Origin of the sequence: Microcella sp., assembly GCF_046293215.1 — a bacterium.
In the GTDB taxonomy this organism is placed as follows: domain Bacteria; phylum Actinomycetota; class Actinomycetes; order Actinomycetales; family Microbacteriaceae; genus Microcella.
The window spans coordinates 83,457-100,014 of the sequence record NZ_JBKBPI010000006.1; the positions used below are offsets into that span (position 1 = coordinate 83,457).

Below are 16,558 nucleotides of genomic sequence, written 5' to 3' on the forward strand. Positions count from 1 at the left end.
GGGGCGACGCGAACGCGTCACGCAGGAAGGCTCACAGCGAGAGCCTGTGCCGAGGCATCGGCGATGACCTCGTCGAGTCCGGTGGTTTGGTCAGGTACGTAGGCAAGCGGGTCCGGTGTAGCTGGAGCACCGAGAACGCCTTCGAGCGTGGCCAGTAGGCAGTACGCGGCGTAAGCGGGGTTGTAGCCGCCCTCTTGGACGCCCACGAAGCGGCCGTCGGTGTGGGCATCTGCGAGAACGCGCATTTGCTGCCCGATCTTTCGAAAGCCCGCCATCGTGACGTTGTGCCGTCCGTTCGGATCAAAAGCGCTCGCATCCTGGCCGCTGGCAAGCACGAGAAAATCGGGTCGGTACCGTTCAGCGGCGGGCACGACGACCTCGTCGATGACGCGAAGATACGCCTCGTCTCCGGCGCCGAGGGGCAGAGGTACGTTGATGTTGTAGCCGGCGCCCGCGCCCTCACCCATCTCGGCGCGATACCCCGTCTGTGGATGCGACGGGCCCCACGCGCCATGATTCATGTGCGCGCTGATCGTCAATACATCGGAACGGTCGTAGAAGAGGTCTTGTGTTCCGTTTCCGTGGTGAACGTCCCAATCGACGATCATCACGCGTTTGGCGCCGCTGTCAAGCGCGCGCTGCGCCACAAGACCGGCGTGGTTGAAGAAGCAGTACCCGTCGGCCATCGCCCGTTGCGCGTGGTGGCCGGGCGGCCGCACAAGTGCGTACGCCGTCGAGCTCCTGCCCGACAATACGGTGTCTGCGGCCTCCAGCGCCGTCCCCGCGGCGACCAGCAGGGGCTGCCACGAACGCTCTGACAGCAGTGTGGTCGCGGTGAACCACTCCCCTCCTGCCTCGGCGGCAACCCGGACAGATTCGATATACGCAGCGTCGTGCACCGTTTCAAGTTCAGCGATCGTTGCCTCCCGTCCGCCTGCAAAGCTCAGCTGGCTGGCGAGGGGGGCTGCGCGAAGCACGTCGATCATGGCGCTGATACGTTGCGGACCTTCGGTGTGCGGCAGCGCGGCCGTAATCCACGGGCTGGGTGCTGCCTCGTGGAGCGCGGTACCCGTGTCGTGATCGAGCACACGCTCGTCGTAGTGGACGGTGAGCATTGCCTACTCCTGCGCCGGCGTCATGTTGTAGACGAAGAATGCCGGTTCGTCGCCGACGTTCTCGAGGTGGTAATTCCAGCCCGGCGCGAGGTACACACTGTCGTCAGCACTAAGGTCGAACGCACCCGATTCCGTGTCGTTACTCCAGCTGAGACGTAGCCGGCCACGCACTATGAAGTACGTCTCATCGACTGGGCCATACCAGTGGTCGCCCTCAGCGGCATCGTTAGTCGCGCCGCTCGACCAGTGGTTGGTCTGCTCGCCAGGATCCATCCAGCACACACCCTGAGTGAGTTCTGTTCCATGCCGCGCACGCGTGAATAGCCTGCTGATGCGCACCTTCGTGGGCGCCTCATCTGCGGGAATCGGGCTGACGTCGGCGAGGCGAACGTGCGTGGGCCGGGGGGTGACGCGATCAGTCATTAGTGCTCCTTGTCGTGGGGTGCCGCCCGGTACGTGGCGACGGTGCCACGGCCGGCGTTGTGGGGTCAGTCAGGCCGCGGGATACAGATGGGCGTCCGCCGGATCCCAGTGGACGCGGACGAGGTCGCCAGAACGTGGCGAGGCGACATCGGCGCTCACACGCACGACGACGAGACCCGCGTCGGTATCGATTTCGACGCGTCGGTCTGCCCCGAGGTAGACAACGTCACGTACCCGACCACCGAGCGATGACTCTGCCGTGCCGGCTGAGCCGATGCGCAATCGCTCTGGCCTCAGCACGAGGCGGGCTGGCCCTGTCACCGAGTGGTCGCCCAGTGACACGTGGTGACCAGTGTCCAACGTGAGTGTGCCCGAATAGGCCTCACCCGAGAGCACCGTTGATTCCCCAAGGAATGTCGCCACGAAGTGGCTGGCGGGTCGGTCGTATAGATCCTCAGGGGTTCCGAGCTGCTCGATCCGGCCCTGGTTGAAGATCGCGATGCGATCGGACATCGTGAGCGCTTCCTGCTGATCATGGGTGACAAACAGGATCGTGACGCCCAACTGCTGGTGAATGCGTCGCACTTCTAACTGCATCCGCTCACGCAAACCACGGTCGAGCGCGCCGAACGGCTCATCCATAAGAAGAAGTGCTGGTTCGAAGACGAGCGCCCGCGCGAGAGCGACGCGTTGTTGCTGTCCGCCGCTCAACTGGTCGGGCGTCGCGTCCGCGCGGTGGCCGAGCTCGACCGCGTCGAGCGCCTCCATGGCTCGGCGCCGCCGTTCGGCTTTTCCTACCCCGCGTTGCCGGAGAGGAAACTCGACGTTTGCACCAACGGATAAATGGGGAAAGAGCGAGTAATTCTGGAAGACCATACCCATGTTCCGTCGATGCGGAGGGATCGCCGTAATGTCGCGCCCGTTGAGAGAGATCTGTCCGTAGGTGGGCGTGGTGAACCCTGCAATCATCGACAGCGTCGTGGTCTTCCCTGATCCGCTCGGCCCCAGCAGCGTCAAGAACTCACCGGCGCGCACATCAAGGTCAACGCCCTCAACCGCCGCCACACCGGCGTAGGTCTTTGTGACGTCGCTCAACTGGAGGGAATTGGCCCCCTTGTGGTCGGGAACGTGGGCATCACTAGTCACGAGGCAGCCTCCTTGGTGATCGTGGCGAGACGCTTGGTGCGGGAGTTCGCAACCAGACGCGGAACGAGAATGGCGACCGTGGAGATGACGAGAACGAGCGACGAGGCAACCGCGATCGTCGGGTCAGTTTCGACGGTGACCGAGCTGTACATCTGAACCGGCAGTGTGCGCAGGCGCGGCGACTGCAGGAAGAACGCGATAACCACCTCATCGAGGCTTGTCACAAAGGCGAATACGAACCCGGTCACAAGTCCCGGTGCCAGTAGGGGCAATTGCACTTGCGTGAAGCGTCGCAGGGGGTTCGCGCCGAGAACCGCTGCAGCCCGCTCGACCGTCTCAGGTATGCCGCGGAGGGCAGTTGTCACCGGGATCATGACGAACGGGATGGACAGCACGGTGTGCGCGAGCACGAGGCCGAGGAAGCTACCGCTGATTCCCCAGCGAAGGTAGGCGCCAAATACCCCCACCGCGACGACAATTCCCGGAACGACGATCGGAAGCATGAGGGTAGCGCGTGCAACGGGGCCGAGCGCGATGCGGCTTCGTCCGAGTGCGATGACAGCCAGCGTGCCAACGATCGTCGCAATAATCGCGGCGGTGAGGGCGACTCCGAGGGATGTTATCAGGGCGCCCACCCACCGGCTTTCGGTGAAGAACCGCTCGTACCACTGCAGTGACCATCCCTCGATCGGAAACCGGAATGACCGTTGAGACGTGAACGAGAGGGGAATGACGACGAGAGTCGGCGCGGTCAGCATGACCGCGACAACGGCGCCCCAGACGATGAGCGGTGGCCGCGCCTTCGTGATGGTGTTCATGCCCGCACCTCCGGTCGTGACAGGCCGAGCTTCCGCAGAACTGGTCGAAAGACGAGCGCGACGGCACCGAGCAGAAGCGCGGTCGCGACGAGAAGAATCGCCGAAAGGCCACCTGCCCCCGCGAAGTCGACAAGCCGCTCGACTCGAACGCCGATCACCTGGGCTATCAGGGATTCTTGCGGGCTTCCGAGCAATTGCGGAGTGATGTAGAAGCCGAGCGCGAGGATGAACACGAGCGCGCTTGCGGCCATAACGGCTGGCACCGACAGCGGCAGGTATACCTGCAGGAACGCTCGGAATCGGTCTGCGCCCAGAGACATTGCGGCCGTAATGAGACGGCGGTCGATTCCCGAGATACCGGCGTACACGGTCAAGACAAAGTACGGAAGGAGGATCTGGACCATCCCGATCAGCACACCGGGGAGCGTGCCGAGCAGGGTGACGCCCGGAAGCCCAAACGCCGCGAGTAGCGCCGAGACGGGGCCGTCGCGTTGTAGGAGCGAGATCCACGCGAAGGTTCGCGCCATGAGACTCGTCCAGAACGGAACAAGAACGAGGACGATCAGGATTGTTCGCATCGTCGGGCCGACCAGCGTCATCAGGTATGCGTATGGGTAGCCGAGCGCGATGCAGAGGACGACTGTCAGCGCGCCCGTTGCGAACGTTCGGCCCAGCACACGCCAGGTCGTCGGGTCGGCGAAGAGTCGCTCGTACACCTGGAGGCCGACGACGGGCTCGGTGAAGGAGCGGAGGATAATGTCGCCGATGGGAACGAGGAAGAACGCGCCGGTCATCACGAGGGCGGGCAAGAGCAGGAGAACTGCCCAGCGCGCAGGGATGGTCACAGTGCTCTCTCCTTTGAGAGGGGCGGGGACGAACAGCGGTGAGCAGCAACACGCGGTGTTCGCCCCCGCCGACGAGGCGGGATGGTCAGAAAGTTATGACGTTGACCAGGCGGCCCACAACTCCTCAATCTCTGCACTGTTGTCGGCCCAGAACTGAACGTCGGTGACGATGGCCTGAGCCTGAATGCCGGGGTCGGCGACGTTGTACTTCTGCTGCAGCTCACTTAGCTCGGGCTGCGCATCGGCGTGCGCCGGCGAGTAGGGCTGCAGTTCTGCAAAGCGAGCCTGCGGCTCCGCTGTTGCCGCGTATTCGATGAAGCTCTGCGCCGCTTCGAGGTTCGGCGACCCCTTGATGATCGACAGCGTCGCCCACGCGATGAGGTTGTTCTCCCACACCGGTTCGAACGCAGCGCCGTTGTTCTCGGCCTCGTAGGCACGCCCCGACCAGACGAACGTCATGTCGACTGTGCCATCCTCCATGGCCTGCTGTGACTCCGAGGAGGTGTTCCAAAAGACGAGGGAGTCGCGGATGGTGTCGAGCTTCGCAAAAGCCCGATCGACGTCCAGCGGGTACAGGTTCTCAGGCGCGACACCGTCTGCCAACAACGCCAATTCGAGCGCTCCGCCGGCACCCCAGTTGGGAACTGACCGCACTCCGGGGAAGTTCTCGAGGTCGAAGAAGTCTTCATACGAGGTCGGGGCGACATCGTAGGTGTCGGTGTTGTACATCATCACCGTCGAGTACTGCAAGATCGGAATGCTGCACGGCGAGACGGTGCCTTCCGGGAACTTGCTGGTGTCGATATTGGTGAAGTCAAGCTCTTCCACGAGAGTCCCGCAGTTGGCGACGGGGAAGAACGGCTCAGTGTCAACGACGTCCCACTCAATCTGACCCGCTTCAACCATCTGCTGAATACGGGCGTAGCTCGTGGGCTCGTCGTTTATGACCGTGGCGCCGACCGACTCAGCCCAGGGCGTCGTCATCGCGTCGTTTTGCGCCTGCTGGTAGGCGCTGCCGTAGCTCGTGAACACCAGGGTGAGATCGTCGCCGGCTCCGTTGCCGGAAGTACAACCAGTAAGGACAAGTGCCCCGGCGGCCGCAACGGCGCCGAGTCGGGTAGTTGCTCGCATGACACAACCTCTTTCCAATGTCGGGGGTGGGTAGTTGGTGCGTGCGTTCAGTAATAACATATTATTGCCAGGGCTTGGAAGGGTTTCCGCCTCACGACACGAGATCGAAACATGACTGACACCCTCCCCAACCGAAAAAAGCTGTGCAACAGTGAACCCGGGAGGTGCTCATGTCGCTGGAGGTAGCAAAGTCAACGTCGCCGTCACCGTCGCCCCTGGCTGCTGGAGACAACGCACTCGCCACGTACCGCCGCGCGCAGATTTTGTGTGCATCCGTCAAGTTAGTCGGCCGTGACGGAGCCCTAGGCGCTCGACTCAAGGACATCGCCAACGAGGCCGGCGTGAGCCTCGGTCTCGTTCAGCACTATTTCGGAACGCGGCAAGAACTTCTCGAAGAGACCTTCCGCTCCATGCTGAGCGTCAGTCTTTCCCGAATACCTCAATACACGGGCTCTGATGTCGACCCACTGGTCACCTTGATCGCGATGTTGAGGTTGCACGCCTACGGCTCTGTCGACTTCCAAGAGCGATGGGGGTTTTGGGTCGAGCTATGGTCATCGGCTCGACGCGACCCCGTTCACGCCGAAATTGCACACGAGGTCTACACGCTCTGGACTACACCTTTAGAACAGGCTGTGGATCGCCTTGCATCCGCCGGACGCTGCCGTACCGACATCGCGCCGAACGAGGCAGCCATTCGGCTCATGGGCCTCATCGACGGCCTGGCGGTGCGAACGCTCGTCGACCCCAGTGTGATGAACGTCGATGACCTGTATCGGATGCTCGTCGACGCGGCGACGCGTCAGCTCGGTCTTCATGTCGATGAGGTCGACGCCGCCGTCGCCACGTTCGACACTCGCGCTGAGGAACTGCCGATGAGCGCGCCACTCTCCCCCGAAGTACTGATTGACGCTCTCGCCCGCGCGAACCCCGACTCCTGACACCCCTCGTTTACGCTGGCCGCATGCTCATCGCCGCGCTCGCGCTGCTGACCGTCGGCGTGCTCTTTCATGGCGCCGCGTTCGTGCTCGAGTCGCTGATGTGGGGGCGGCCTACGACCCGCCGACTGTTCGGCGTGCACAGCGACGACGCCGTTGCGGCAACGCGCGTGCTCGCGGTCAATCAGGGCGTCTACAACCTGGTGCTCGCGGCGATCACAACCGCAGGGGTCGTGCTGCTGATCGGCGACCCGGGTTCGACCGTCGGAGCGACCCTCGCGCTTGCGGGCGGTGCCGCCATGGCGATCGCCGGAATAGCGCTGCTGATCACGTCGCGCCGGGCGTGGCAGGCGGCCCTCCTGCAGGCCTCTCCCCCGGCCATCGGATGCACACTGCTCGTCTCCCCCCTCGTCACCGCGAGCACATGATGGCGCGCGTGCTCGCACCGCCGTTCCCCGCCGAGCTCGTCGGGTGGAGCGTCGCCGAGGTGATCGCCGCCGAGCAGCCCCTGCTTGCGGCCGGCGAACCCCTCATGCAGCGCGCCGCCGACGGGCTCGCCGAGGTGGTGCGTGAGCAGCTCGCGTCCAGTGCCGGTGACGGCGGTGCGGCTAGCTCCGCACCCCGAGTGCTCGCGCTCGTCGGCGCCGGCAACAACGGCGGCGACGCACTGTGGGCGTGCGCGCGCGTCGCGGCAGACGGCGTGCCGGTTGCCGTGCTGGCGACGGCGTCGAGCATCCACGACGATGGCCGGGATGCGGCAGTCGCCGCCGGTGCGCGCCTCATCGAGGCGGCACAGCTCGACGGCGCGCTCGACACGGTCGAGGTCGTCATCGACGGAATCCTCGGCATCGGGTCGGCGGGGCGGTCGGCGTTGCGCGGTGCGGCCCGCGACGCGGTGCTGCGCGTACGGGCCCACCCGAGGTGTGGCGCCCTGCGCGTCGTCGCGTGTGACCAGCCGAGCGGCGTCGACGCCGACAGCGGCGAGGTGCCCGACGCGGACGCGGTGCTTCCCGCCGCCGTCACGGTGACCTTCGGCGCGGTGAAGCGCGGTCTGTTGCGTCCGCCAGCGAACGAGGTGTGCGGTGAGGTGCGCCTCGTCGAGATCGGGCTCTCGCGCCCGGGCGGCTGATTCTCATTCTCAATTGCATAAACACATAGCGATATATGCATGCGATTGGTACCGTGAGGTGTGGCCGACGAACTAACTCTCGAGCGCACCGCGCGCCTCTTCAAGGCGCTGGGCACGTCGTCGCGTCTGCGCCTCATCGTCGGACTCCAGGGTGGCGCGCAGACGGTGTCGCAACTCGTTCAAACGACCGGCCTCTCGCAGCCACTCACGTCGCAACACCTCGCATCGCTGCGTGACATCGGCGTCGTCGCGGCGACCCGCCACGGACGCGAGGTGCACTACGAGATTGCCGATAGCCACATCTCGCACATCGTGGGTGATGCGATCGCCCACGTCGCCGACGACCACGACAACCCTGAGGCATGAGGGAAGGAGGAGAGATGAGCAGCCACACCGGAACCGCCGAACACAGTGTCGCCGAGCACGCCCACGACGAGAACTGCGGTCACGAAGCCGTGACGCACGACGACCACGTCGACTACGTGCACGACGGCCACAAGCACGCGCCGCACGGCGACCACTACGACGAGCACTGAGGCGCTCAGCGGGGTGGGGCACCCCGCCCACGTCAGATACGCTTATTGATAACTGTTATCAATAAGTAGAAATGACGTGTCGCATGGAACGTGTTCCCACCCCCGCCGCCACCCTCGACGCCCTCATTGTCGGCGCCGGCCCGGCCGGCGTCGGAACCGCCATCGCCCTGAGCGCGATCGAGTCGCTCACCCTGGGCCTCGTCGAGCGGGGCGAGATCGGCCAGACCTTTCGTGACTGGCCTGCTCGCCAGAGATTCCTCACCCCGTCGTTCACCGGCAATGGCTTTGGTGCGACCGATCTCAACGCCGTGCACTTCGCAACGTCGCCGGCATTCACCCTTGGTGTCGACTATCCGACGGGCCCGCAGTATGCCCAGTACCTGAGCGCCGTCTCGCAACACTTTCGGTTGCCCATCATGTCCCACACCGAGGTGACGCGGGTCAGTCGAGACGGCGACGCCTACGTTGCGCTCACAAACCGCGGCCCTGTGCGCACTCGCCACATCGTGTGGGCCGGGGGCGAGTTCGGCGAGCCACGCCTGCCGAAGGTGGTGGGAAACGGGTTCCTGGACCACGCATCGACACCCGCAGCGTGGGCGAAACGCGGTGAGAACGTGCTGGTGATCGGAGGAAATGAATCGGGGATCGAGCTTGCGTGCCACCACGTCGAGCACGGTGCTTCCGTGCTGGTGGTCGACCCGGAAGCTCCCTGGGCCGCTCGCCGTAGCTCCGATCCCTCAACCCGACTGGCGCCGCGTAGCCAGATGCGCCTGCGGGACGTCCAGGCGACGGGTCGCCTGACGCTGAGCGATCGCGCCGTGCGCCGCGTTCGTCACGACGAGGAAGGTGCGTACCGTGTGACCTTCACCGATGGATCGAGCACGTTGGTAGAGAGCCGCCCCATCGCCGCAACGGGGTATACGCCAGCGGTGGGCCCCATCGCCGAATTGCTCGAACGACGCCCCGATGGCCTGCCCCGCCTGACGGAGGACGATGAATCGACAATCTCGCCGGGACTCTTTGTGGCGGGCCCCGCCCTGCGGCATGGAACGCAGATCTTCTGCTTCATCTATAAGTTCCGTCAGCGGTTTGCGCACGTGGCGGGGGTCATCGCCGAGCGATCGGGCTACGATCGCTCGCCGCTCGAAGAGTGGCGAGACAACGGCATGCTGACCGATGACCTCTCGTGCTGCGGGCTTGAGTGCGCGTGCTGACCAGGCGATTGCCCTACGGAAACGCGGTCGCGATCGGACTTCTGCTTGCGGCGATAGTCGCTGGCACGTTCACAGCACTGCTGACGGAATCGCCGAGCGCGATGGCGCGGGAGGCGACCGACGTGCTGATCGTCGCCATCCTGACCGTGGTTCTCGCCACCACTCGCTGGCAATCGCTGCGTCGTCTACGTCAGATGCCGCGCATCGCTCTCGCGGCGCTCGGATTCGGGTTCCTTGTCGGTCCGGCGGTCGCGTGGCTTATCGCCACTCTGGCCCCGGTTCCGACCACAGTGGCCGCCGGGATTGCGCTGTTTTGCCTCTTTCCCTGCACCGATTGGTTCTTGGGCTTCACCCGGCTCGCGGGGGGCGACACCGAGACGGGCGCTGCGTTGATTCCGGTCAGCCTGGTGATGCAGATCATGCTCTTTCCCGTGGCCATCGCTGTGCTTGGCCTGTCGTCGGGAGTCGGCACCACGGATAACCCCGTCCGTGCCGTTCTGACGTGGTTCGGCATTCCGGCTGCTCTGGCCATCACCATTCGGATGATCCTGCGAGTCAGCGTCCGCGACGGCGGGCGTCTGGACCGCGTGCTGACGGCCCTCGAATGGAGCCTGCCGGTTCTCGTTGCCGGGCTCATCTACTGCATCTTTGCGGCCAACGCGCGACTCCTCGTCGAGCACACGCACCTCGCCGTGACCGTCGGTATCGCCGTGCTCACGTTCTTCGGCGTCATGGGCACGCTCAGCGCAGCAGCCGCGCGCGCGCTGAGCCTTCCACCACCCGGACGAACGCTGCTGATCGTGACCTCGTCAGCCCGCAATGCTCCACTGATGCTCGCGCTCACCGCGATCGCTGTCCCCGACGAGCCCGTCATCCTCGCCGTCATCGCCCTCGGAATGCTGATCGAATTTCCCCACCTCATCGCGATGACAGCCATGCTGCGCCGTGGTCACGACAGGGAGGCGCGATCGCCTAGCGCGGTGCCCGGCACCTCACCGACGGTTGCTCATGCCGTTCGCGCCCGGAGTCGCCGCGCACGTTATGAACACACACGACCGTCGCGCCCCGGGTGACGGCGGTGATCAGCCCGCGGCGAGCAGCGCATCGATCTGCGCCATCGCCGACGACATACCCTCGACCATTCCCATCCCGGCGAGCTCGTCGAGCGCCTCAAGGCTGGGGAAGGTGGTGGTCACCGTCATGCGGGTTCCGCCATCCGCGGTGTCGCCGAGGTTCACCTCGATCACCATGACGGGCATCTCGGGCGCGGGCTCACCATCCGCGCCGGCGAAACCGTCGTCGAAGGCCAACCGGTGAGGCGCCTCCACCTGGGTCATGCGCCACCAGCCGGCCGACGTCTCGCCATCGGGGCCAGTCATGACGTAGCGCATCTCGCCGCCCGGTTCGAGCTCGTGCCGAGAAAAGCTGGCCGGCCACTCCGGCGGACCCCACCAGCGCTCCAGCTGGCGGGGGTCAGCCCACACCTGCCAGACGCGCTCGACGGGAGCGGAGAACTCGGCGACGAAGGTCAGGGTGAGCGCGTCGCGGTCGATCGCGTGGTCACGCACGGTCATGGGCGGTCCTTCCGTCAGCCCTCGGCGAGGAGGGCACTGATCTGGTCGGCGCGGTGCCGCCAGAGGGCTTCATAGCTGTCGAGCACCGCTCGCGCGCGCTGCACGGCGTCGCGGTCGGCCGTGACGATCTGCTCGCGACCGCGACGACGCTTCGACACCAGGGATGCGCGCTCGAGCACCGAAACATGCTTCTGCACCGCGGCAAAGCTCATCTCGTAGCGCTCCGCGAGCGCCGACACGCTCTGTTCGCGGTTGATGACGCGGGCGACAATGTCGCGTCGCGTGCGATCGGCAAGCGCGCGAAACAGGGCGTCGACCTGATCGTCGGTGAGAGCATCCATTTGTACAACCATTTGGTTGTACGTTAGACCGTGCTCGCGACCCCGTCAAGCCCGAACCCGGACACAGAGCCGGCAGAGTAGCCTCACCAACATGACCGACGTCGACTCCACCGGATTCCGTTCGACCCACCTGATTGCGGCCTCACGCGACCGCGTCTGGGAGGTACTGACGTCGCCCAGTGCCTTCGCCACGTGGTTCGGCACGGACGCCGTCGACGTCCCGCTCGACCAGCTCACCTGGCGCGCTGTCGCCGGGGCGCCGTGGTCGGCCCAGATGGTGCTGCCGGGCGGTGCGACGATCGATTGGGACGGCGAGATGCTCGCGGTCGACGCCCCGAATGGATGCTCGCTGACGCTCTCGCAGTCCGGCGGCGGCCTCGACGCCGACGGCTACGCACAGGCGGCGGCCGGGTGGGCCGGGTTCGTCGACGTGATCGAGCGACTCTCGCAGGAGTGATGCCCTTTTCGCGGCCGCATCTCACCTCGCGGGCGTACCGTGCATCCATGACCGAAGGACGCATTCCGCGGCACGACCCGACCGACTACCGGGCGACCGCCGATCAGCTCTCGCGCCTCACGCCGATGCAGCACAAGGTGACGCAGAACGACGGCACCGAGCCGCCGTTCCGCAACGCGTACCACGACAGCAAGGCCGAGGGGCTCTACGTCGACGTGGTCTCGGGGCAGCCCCTGTTTTCCTCCCGGGACAAGTACGACTCGGGCACCGGATGGCCGAGCTTCACGCGTCCCATCCAGGAGGATGCCGTCACGACCCGCATCGACCGCGGTCTGTTCATGAAGCGGGTCGAGGTGCGGTCTTCCGGTGCCGACAGCCACCTCGGGCACGTGTTCGACGACGGGCCGCGCGATCGCGGCGGCATGCGCTACTGCATGAACTCGGCGGCACTGCGTTTCATCCCCGTGGACGAGCTCGAGGCCGAGGGGTACGGCGAGTACCGGGCGCTGTTCGAGTAGCGGTCGGCGACTGACGATCAGCGCGGCGTAAGCCCGCGCTGTCGGTGCTCGGGTGTGCCGATCGGATCGGGCACGGGCGAGTCCCGCCCTTCGGCATACGCGAGGTACAGCGCACTCGTGATCAGGCCGAGGTGCGTGAAGGCCTGCGGGAAGTTGCCGAGGAACTCCCCCGTCTCGGGGTCGATCTCTTCCGAGTACAGCCCGACATGGTTCGCCCGGGCCGCCATCCCCTCGAAGATTTCCCGCGCACGGTCGAGGCTTCCCTCGCGCCCATCCATGGCGAGCGCGTCGACGAGCCAGAACGTGCACAGCCCGAAGGCGCCCTCGCTACCGGCGATTCCGTCGTCGGCGCGGTACCGGTGCACGAGGCCCTCCTCGACGAGCCCCTCGAACGTCGCATCCAGGTTCGCGCGCACGCGCGCATCGTCCGGTGGCAGAAACTCGCGAAGCGGAAGCAGCAGATGCGATGCGTCGAGCACTGACCGCTCGTACGACTGGCGAAAAGCGCCCACCTCCGGATCGAATCCGCGCTCGAGAACCTCCTCGCGGATCAGCTCGCGGTTCTTCCGCCACCGCTCGGCGTCGCCATCGATGTATCCCGCGTTGGCGAGCTCGATCGCGCGGTTGAGCCCCGCCCACACCTTCACTTTCGAATAGACGATGTGGAACGGGCCGGTGCGCAGCTCCCATAACCCGTCGTCGCGCTCCTCCCAGCTGCGACAGGCTTCGTCGGCGACGGAGGGGAGGAACGCGAGAATCTCGTCGCTGATCGGTGCGTCCGCGCGCGCGAGCTCGTACACGACGGCGATGAGCTCACCGAAGACGTCGAGCTGCAGTTGATCGACGGCGCCATTTCCGACCCGTACGGGCGCCGAGCGTCGGTACCCCTCAAGCCCGGGCACCTCGCGCTCTCCGATCTCGGTTTCTCCGTTCAGTCCGTAGACGAGCTGAATCGACCGCTCGTCCTCGCGGTGCTCCCTGGCCGACCTCTCGGCCCAGGCGACAAACGCCTGCGCGTCGGCCGTATGCCCGAGTGCGCGAAGCGCCTGTGCGGCGAGCGCCGCATCCCGAATCCAGGCGAAGCGGTAATCCCAGTTGCGTACGCCGCCGATCTCTTCCGGCAGCGACGTGGTGGCGGCACCGGCGATGGCGCCGGTCTCGCCGTGGGTGAGCAGCTTGAGTGCCAGCTCGGATCGGATGATGAGCTCCTCGTGGGGCGCCGCCCACTCCCGGGTGCCCGAGGCTTCCGCTTTGTGCACCCACGAGCGCCATGCGTCGACAGCGTCGTCGATCACGCGCTGGGTCGTCTCCTCGCCGCGATCGACCTCGAGCTGCGCACCCCATCGCGTGACGAGGGCGCGCTGCTCACCGTCGGCAAGGGTCAGCCGGGCGGTCAGGGTGGCGGCGTGACCGCGTGTGTCGATGTGCCATTCGCCGGGGCGGAGGCCGCTCAGGGTCAGCGCGTCGTCTCCGGCCCAGGCAAGCACGCCTCCGTCGATGTCGGTCAGCTGCGGCAGACCTGCCCCATAGGAGAAGCGGGGGCTCCACTCGACGATGACGTCGACGCTTCCGCCGTCGGCGCGCACCAGTCGGTGCACGGCCGGTTCGGCACTCGAGTCGCCGACCCCGTCGAGGGTGCCGGACAGCGGCATGACGTCGGTGACCGTGAGCCGCGCATCCCCGTCAGCGAACACGGTTTCGAGCACGTTCGTGTGCTCGATGTAGCGCTGCTCGCCCCGCTCGATGCCGTCGGCATGCACGCGGAAGCGGCCGCCCCGGTCGTGGTCGAGGAGAGCAGCAAACACACTGGCGCTCTCGAGCCCCGGCAGGGGCAGCCAGTCGATCGCGCCGCTGCGGCCGACCAGGGCGACAGTGCGCAGGTTGCCGATGGCCGCGTAGTCCTCGATGGGGGCATAGCGCTCACCGCTCATCGCGTGAGCTCCGGCAGCACGTGCTCGCCGACATCGCGGATGAACGTGGACTGATCCCGATGCACGCCGTGCAGGAGGATCTCGTCGAAGCCGAGGCTCGCGAATTCTCGGAGACGCTCGGCGTGCGCGCCCAGGTCGGCCGAGACCGTGATCGGCCCGTCAGCGTCGTCGGGCCGGATGAACGCGGCGGCCTCCTCGAAGTCGGCGGGAGTTCGCAGGTCGGTCAACACCGGGCTCGCGAGAATATTCGCTCCCCACTGCTCGTGCGCGGCGGTCAGCGCCTCGTCGTAGGTCGGGGCGTACGCGTGCTGCGACTGCAACAGCATGGGCTTTCCCTCCCCACCGCCCCGTCGAAAGGCGTCCACGACTTCTGTGAGAACCGGAAGCGGCTGCGCGATCGTGATGAGAGCATCCGCCCATCCGCCGACCCACTCGGCGGTGACGGGGGTGATGGCGGCGCCGACCAGCAGCGGCGGCCGCTCGGGCAGGGTGTACAGCGTTGCCTCGTCGACGGTCACGTACTCACCGCGCGTACTGACCGTGTCGCCCCGCCACAGCGAACGCATCACCTCGACCGATTCGAGCAGGCGCGCGTTGCGTTCGGGTTTGGCGAGCCACCTGTCGCCCGTGATGTGCTCGTTGAGGTTCTGACCACTGCCGACCGCGAGCCAGAGGCGATCGGGAAACATCTCGGCGACCGTCGCCGCCGCCTGTGCCACGACGGCCGGGTGGTACCGCTGCCCCGGCGCGCAGACCGTGCCGAGCGTCAGACTCGTTGCCTGCAGTGCCGCGCCCAGCCACGACCAGGCGTAGCCCGACTGCCCCTGCGCGGTCGTCCACGGGTGGAAGTGGTCGGAGCACATGGCGGAGGCGAACCCCGCACTCTCCGCCTCGGCGACGTAGCGCAGGAGCGCGCTCGGGGCGAATTGCTCGTGTGAGGCGTGGTAGCCGTAGCGGGTCACGCGCCGTCCTCGGCCGGCGCCCCCATGTCGGGGTCGACGGGCGCGGACGTGGTGACGCGCGGCCTCGCCGAAAAGCGCAGGTGGAAGGGGCTGAGGGTGCCCGGAATCGGCACGTGCGGGTCGAGCTCGCCCGTCGTGAGGTCGAGCTCACGCTCCGTGACAACGCGGGCGATGATCGTGCTCGCGATGTGCAGCACGAGGTTGCGCGCCGGGCAGATCGCGGGGCCGGCACTGAACGGGATGAACGGCCAGTCGTCCGCGGTGCGCTCGCGCAGGAAGTGCTCGGGCTCGAACCGGTGCGCGGCCTCGACGTTCGCGTCGTCTCGGTGGAAGAAGGGCGCGTAGATGAACACGCTCGTGTCCTCCGGCATCGAGCCGCCCGGCCAGGAGGTGCGCGCCGTCGTCTCACGCAGCACGGCCGGGGTCGTCGGCCAGAGCCGCAGCGACTCGAGGAAGCACGCGCGCGTGTACGGCAGGTTCTGCGGCTGACGCAGGTCGCGGCCATCGGCCTCGCGCCGCACCTCGGCCGCCTGCACGGGGTGCGTCGCGAGCAGGGCGAGCGCGCGGAAGCTCGCCCAGTTCGCGGCGTCGAACGCGAACAGCCACTGCGGCACCTGCTGGTCGGGGTGCGAGTCCTCCGGCGTCGGCATCGTCGCGGCGTACGCGGCGAGCGAGCCGGGCTCGGCCGCATCCAGGTAGTGACGGATGCGCGCGTGCAGCCGGTCACGGCGCGCGCGCTGCTTCGGCGCGAGGAAGGCCCAGTTCGCCGAGCGGCGCAGGGCAACCATGTCGTCGGTGAGGTCGTGATCGTCTGCCGCGGAATCGCCGAATACGACGCGGCGCACCATGCGCATCCAGTGCTCGGCGTAGGTGTCCCAGTCAAGCTCGCCCATCTCGTCGACCGTAGCGAGAAGGCGGTCGACCTCCTCAGAGATGGCCGCCATCATGGCGTCCGCCCCGCGGTGCACCTCGCGGTCGGTGTCGAGCGCCTGCTCGTTGTACTCGCGCCGCGGCGGCCGGTCGTCGGCCGACGAAATCAACACACCCTCAGGCTCGAAGTGGGTGAGCGCGGCGCGCTTCTCGCGGGTCGCGGGGCTGAAGGGGTCTGGCGAGTTCTCGAGCACGCGGTGCACGTGCTCGGGCGACAGCACGACCACCATGCGACGACCCGGAATGCGCAGCCGCAACGGCCCCGCCCCGTACTTCTCGCGCATCCGCTGCATCACGGTGACCGCCGTACTGTCGGCATCGATCGCCTCCATGAGGCGCACCTGCGATGGCCGCCGCACAATCACGCCGCGCTGAATGATCGGCATCAGTACGGTGCTCAGAATGCGGGCGGTGTCGCCGATGGATGCCCGTGGCAGCATCGACCGCCCATCGCGCGTCGTCGCGTGCCCCGCTTCGGTAATCGTCATGCGCTCCCCCGTGGTCGTGACCGGCCACGGTAGGCGAGATGGCCGCCGCGCTCACCGGGGTT

Annotated in this window: 20 protein-coding genes; 9 read left to right on the plus strand and 11 right to left on the minus strand. The window is 66.6% G+C overall.

Features of this window, described 5'->3' with window-relative positions:
* Window positions 1–17 precede the first annotated feature (17 nt).
* The 6 genes from ACK4SC_RS07095 to ACK4SC_RS07120 form a co-directional block, all read right to left on the minus strand.
* Complete coding sequence (locus tag ACK4SC_RS07095) at window positions 18–1,115, minus strand: hypothetical protein (RefSeq protein ID WP_409616541.1); 1,098 nt, start codon at window positions 1,113–1,115, stop codon at window positions 18–20.
* A gap of 3 nt (window positions 1,116–1,118) precedes the next feature.
* Complete coding sequence (locus ACK4SC_RS07100) at window positions 1,119–1,538, minus strand: hypothetical protein (protein WP_409616544.1); 420 nt, start codon at window positions 1,536–1,538, stop codon at window positions 1,119–1,121.
* Window positions 1,539–1,607: 69 nt separating this feature from the next.
* Entirely contained in the window at window positions 1,608–2,684 is a 1,077-nt protein-coding gene (locus tag ACK4SC_RS07105) for an ABC transporter ATP-binding protein (RefSeq protein WP_409616547.1), read from the minus strand.
* Window positions 2,681–3,502: an ABC transporter permease gene (locus ACK4SC_RS07110; RefSeq protein ID WP_409616550.1), complete on the minus strand. Its 822-nt coding sequence runs from the start codon at window positions 3,500–3,502 to the stop codon at window positions 2,681–2,683. Before ACK4SC_RS07110 ends, ACK4SC_RS07105 begins: the two co-directional genes overlap by 4 nt.
* On the minus strand, window positions 3,499–4,347 hold the full coding sequence (locus ACK4SC_RS07115; RefSeq protein WP_409616553.1) for an ABC transporter permease: 849 nt from the start codon (window positions 4,345–4,347) through the stop codon (window positions 3,499–3,501). Before ACK4SC_RS07115 ends, ACK4SC_RS07110 begins: the two co-directional genes overlap by 4 nt.
* A gap of 93 nt (window positions 4,348–4,440) precedes the next feature.
* The gene (locus ACK4SC_RS07120) at window positions 4,441–5,478 is read right to left on the minus strand and encodes an ABC transporter substrate-binding protein (protein ID WP_409616556.1); all 1,038 of its coding nucleotides are present in this window, start codon (window positions 5,476–5,478) and stop codon (window positions 4,441–4,443) included.
* A 170-nt stretch (window positions 5,479–5,648) separates the two neighbouring features.
* On the opposite strand from ACK4SC_RS07120, the gene ACK4SC_RS07125 reads away from it, so the two are divergent.
* The 7 genes from ACK4SC_RS07125 to ACK4SC_RS07155 all read left to right on the plus strand — a co-directional run bounded on the left by ACK4SC_RS07125 (window position 5,649) and on the right by ACK4SC_RS07155 (window position 10,368).
* Window positions 5,649–6,419: a TetR/AcrR family transcriptional regulator gene (locus ACK4SC_RS07125; RefSeq protein ID WP_409616558.1), complete on the plus strand. Its 771-nt coding sequence runs from the start codon at window positions 5,649–5,651 to the stop codon at window positions 6,417–6,419.
* A gap of 23 nt (window positions 6,420–6,442) precedes the next feature.
* Window positions 6,443–6,844: a DUF1304 family protein gene (locus ACK4SC_RS07130; protein WP_409616561.1), complete on the plus strand. Its 402-nt coding sequence runs from the start codon at window positions 6,443–6,445 to the stop codon at window positions 6,842–6,844.
* A gap of 8 nt (window positions 6,845–6,852) precedes the next feature.
* A complete protein-coding gene (locus tag ACK4SC_RS07135; RefSeq protein ID WP_409616564.1) occupies window positions 6,853–7,545 on the plus strand; it encodes an NAD(P)H-hydrate epimerase in 693 nt (230 codons plus the stop codon).
* 60 nt (window positions 7,546–7,605) lie between these two features.
* Complete coding sequence (locus ACK4SC_RS07140; RefSeq protein WP_409616567.1) at window positions 7,606–7,911, plus strand: ArsR/SmtB family transcription factor; 306 nt, start codon at window positions 7,606–7,608, stop codon at window positions 7,909–7,911.
* Window positions 7,912–7,925: 14 nt separating this feature from the next.
* The gene (locus ACK4SC_RS07145; RefSeq protein WP_409616570.1) at window positions 7,926–8,081 is read left to right on the plus strand and encodes a zinc transporter permease; all 156 of its coding nucleotides are present in this window, start codon (window positions 7,926–7,928) and stop codon (window positions 8,079–8,081) included.
* A gap of 83 nt (window positions 8,082–8,164) precedes the next feature.
* A complete protein-coding gene (locus ACK4SC_RS07150; RefSeq protein ID WP_409616573.1) occupies window positions 8,165–9,295 on the plus strand; it encodes an NAD(P)/FAD-dependent oxidoreductase in 1,131 nt (376 codons plus the stop codon).
* Window positions 9,289–10,368 (plus strand): arsenic resistance protein, encoded by a 1,080-nt coding sequence (locus tag ACK4SC_RS07155; protein WP_409616575.1) that lies wholly within the window; start codon window positions 9,289–9,291, stop codon window positions 10,366–10,368. The genes ACK4SC_RS07150 and ACK4SC_RS07155 overlap by 7 nt, the downstream gene beginning before the upstream one ends.
* A 9-nt stretch (window positions 10,369–10,377) precedes the next feature.
* Here ACK4SC_RS07155 and ACK4SC_RS07160 read toward each other — a convergent pair whose 3' ends face one another.
* Together ACK4SC_RS07160 and ACK4SC_RS07165 are read right to left on the minus strand one after the other, a co-directional pair.
* A complete protein-coding gene (locus ACK4SC_RS07160; protein WP_409616578.1) occupies window positions 10,378–10,869 on the minus strand; it encodes an SRPBCC domain-containing protein in 492 nt (163 codons plus the stop codon).
* 14 nt (window positions 10,870–10,883) lie between these two features.
* Window positions 10,884–11,210, minus strand: a complete 327-nt coding sequence (locus ACK4SC_RS07165) for an ArsR/SmtB family transcription factor (protein ID WP_409616580.1) — start codon at window positions 11,208–11,210, stop codon at window positions 10,884–10,886.
* Window positions 11,211–11,301: 91 nt separating this feature from the next.
* Between ACK4SC_RS07165 and ACK4SC_RS07170 the strand changes: the two genes are divergently transcribed.
* Together ACK4SC_RS07170 and msrB are read left to right on the plus strand one after the other, a co-directional pair.
* On the plus strand, window positions 11,302–11,667 hold the full coding sequence (locus ACK4SC_RS07170; protein ID WP_409616583.1) for an SRPBCC domain-containing protein: 366 nt from the start codon (window positions 11,302–11,304) through the stop codon (window positions 11,665–11,667).
* A 47-nt stretch (window positions 11,668–11,714) separates the two neighbouring features.
* Window positions 11,715–12,185 carry a peptide-methionine (R)-S-oxide reductase MsrB gene (gene msrB, locus ACK4SC_RS07175; RefSeq protein ID WP_409616585.1) on the plus strand — a complete coding sequence of 157 codons (471 nt, stop codon included), beginning with the start codon at window positions 11,715–11,717 and terminating at the stop codon, window positions 12,183–12,185.
* Window positions 12,186–12,202: 17 nt separating this feature from the next.
* Here msrB and ACK4SC_RS07180 read toward each other — a convergent pair whose 3' ends face one another.
* The 3 genes from ACK4SC_RS07180 to ACK4SC_RS07190 are packed head-to-tail and all read right to left on the minus strand — an operon-like array spanning window position 12,203 to window position 16,496.
* Complete coding sequence (locus tag ACK4SC_RS07180) at window positions 12,203–14,116, minus strand: glycoside hydrolase family 15 protein (RefSeq protein ID WP_409616588.1); 1,914 nt, start codon at window positions 14,114–14,116, stop codon at window positions 12,203–12,205.
* Window positions 14,113–15,078, minus strand: a complete 966-nt coding sequence (locus ACK4SC_RS07185) for a TIGR03885 family FMN-dependent LLM class oxidoreductase (RefSeq protein ID WP_409616591.1) — start codon at window positions 15,076–15,078, stop codon at window positions 14,113–14,115. Before ACK4SC_RS07185 ends, ACK4SC_RS07180 begins: the two co-directional genes overlap by 4 nt.
* Window positions 15,075–16,496 (minus strand): cytochrome P450, encoded by a 1,422-nt coding sequence (locus ACK4SC_RS07190; protein ID WP_409616594.1) that lies wholly within the window; start codon window positions 16,494–16,496, stop codon window positions 15,075–15,077. Before ACK4SC_RS07190 ends, ACK4SC_RS07185 begins: the two co-directional genes overlap by 4 nt.
* Between the last annotated feature and the right edge of the window lie 62 nt (window positions 16,497–16,558).

Coding starts and splice junctions, on each gene's coding strand:
- ACK4SC_RS07095 (WP_409616541.1), bottom strand. CDS start 1,115: ATGCTCACCGTCCACTACGACGAGCGTGTGCTCGATCACGACACGGGT.
- ACK4SC_RS07100 (WP_409616544.1), bottom strand. CDS start 1,538: ATGACTGATCGCGTCACCCCCCGGCCCACGCACGTTCGCCTCGCCGAC.
- ACK4SC_RS07110 (WP_409616550.1), bottom strand. CDS start 3,502: ATGAACACCATCACGAAGGCGCGGCCACCGCTCATCGTCTGGGGCGCC.
- ACK4SC_RS07120 (WP_409616556.1), bottom strand. CDS start 5,478: ATGCGAGCAACTACCCGACTCGGCGCCGTTGCGGCCGCCGGGGCACTT.
- ACK4SC_RS07125 (WP_409616558.1), top strand. CDS start 5,649: ATGTCGCTGGAGGTAGCAAAGTCAACGTCGCCGTCACCGTCGCCCCTG.
- ACK4SC_RS07130 (WP_409616561.1), top strand. CDS start 6,443: ATGCTCATCGCCGCGCTCGCGCTGCTGACCGTCGGCGTGCTCTTTCAT.
- ACK4SC_RS07145 (WP_409616570.1), top strand. CDS start 7,926: ATGAGCAGCCACACCGGAACCGCCGAACACAGTGTCGCCGAGCACGCC.
- ACK4SC_RS07150 (WP_409616573.1), top strand. CDS start 8,165: ATGGAACGTGTTCCCACCCCCGCCGCCACCCTCGACGCCCTCATTGTC.
- ACK4SC_RS07160 (WP_409616578.1), bottom strand. CDS start 10,869: ATGACCGTGCGTGACCACGCGATCGACCGCGACGCGCTCACCCTGACC.
- ACK4SC_RS07165 (WP_409616580.1), bottom strand. CDS start 11,210: ATGGATGCTCTCACCGACGATCAGGTCGACGCCCTGTTTCGCGCGCTT.
- ACK4SC_RS07170 (WP_409616583.1), top strand. CDS start 11,302: ATGACCGACGTCGACTCCACCGGATTCCGTTCGACCCACCTGATTGCG.
- msrB (WP_409616585.1), top strand. CDS start 11,715: ATGACCGAAGGACGCATTCCGCGGCACGACCCGACCGACTACCGGGCG.
- ACK4SC_RS07180 (WP_409616588.1), bottom strand. CDS start 14,116: ATGAGCGGTGAGCGCTATGCCCCCATCGAGGACTACGCGGCCATCGGC.
- ACK4SC_RS07190 (WP_409616594.1), bottom strand. CDS start 16,496: ATGACGATTACCGAAGCGGGGCACGCGACGACGCGCGATGGGCGGTCG.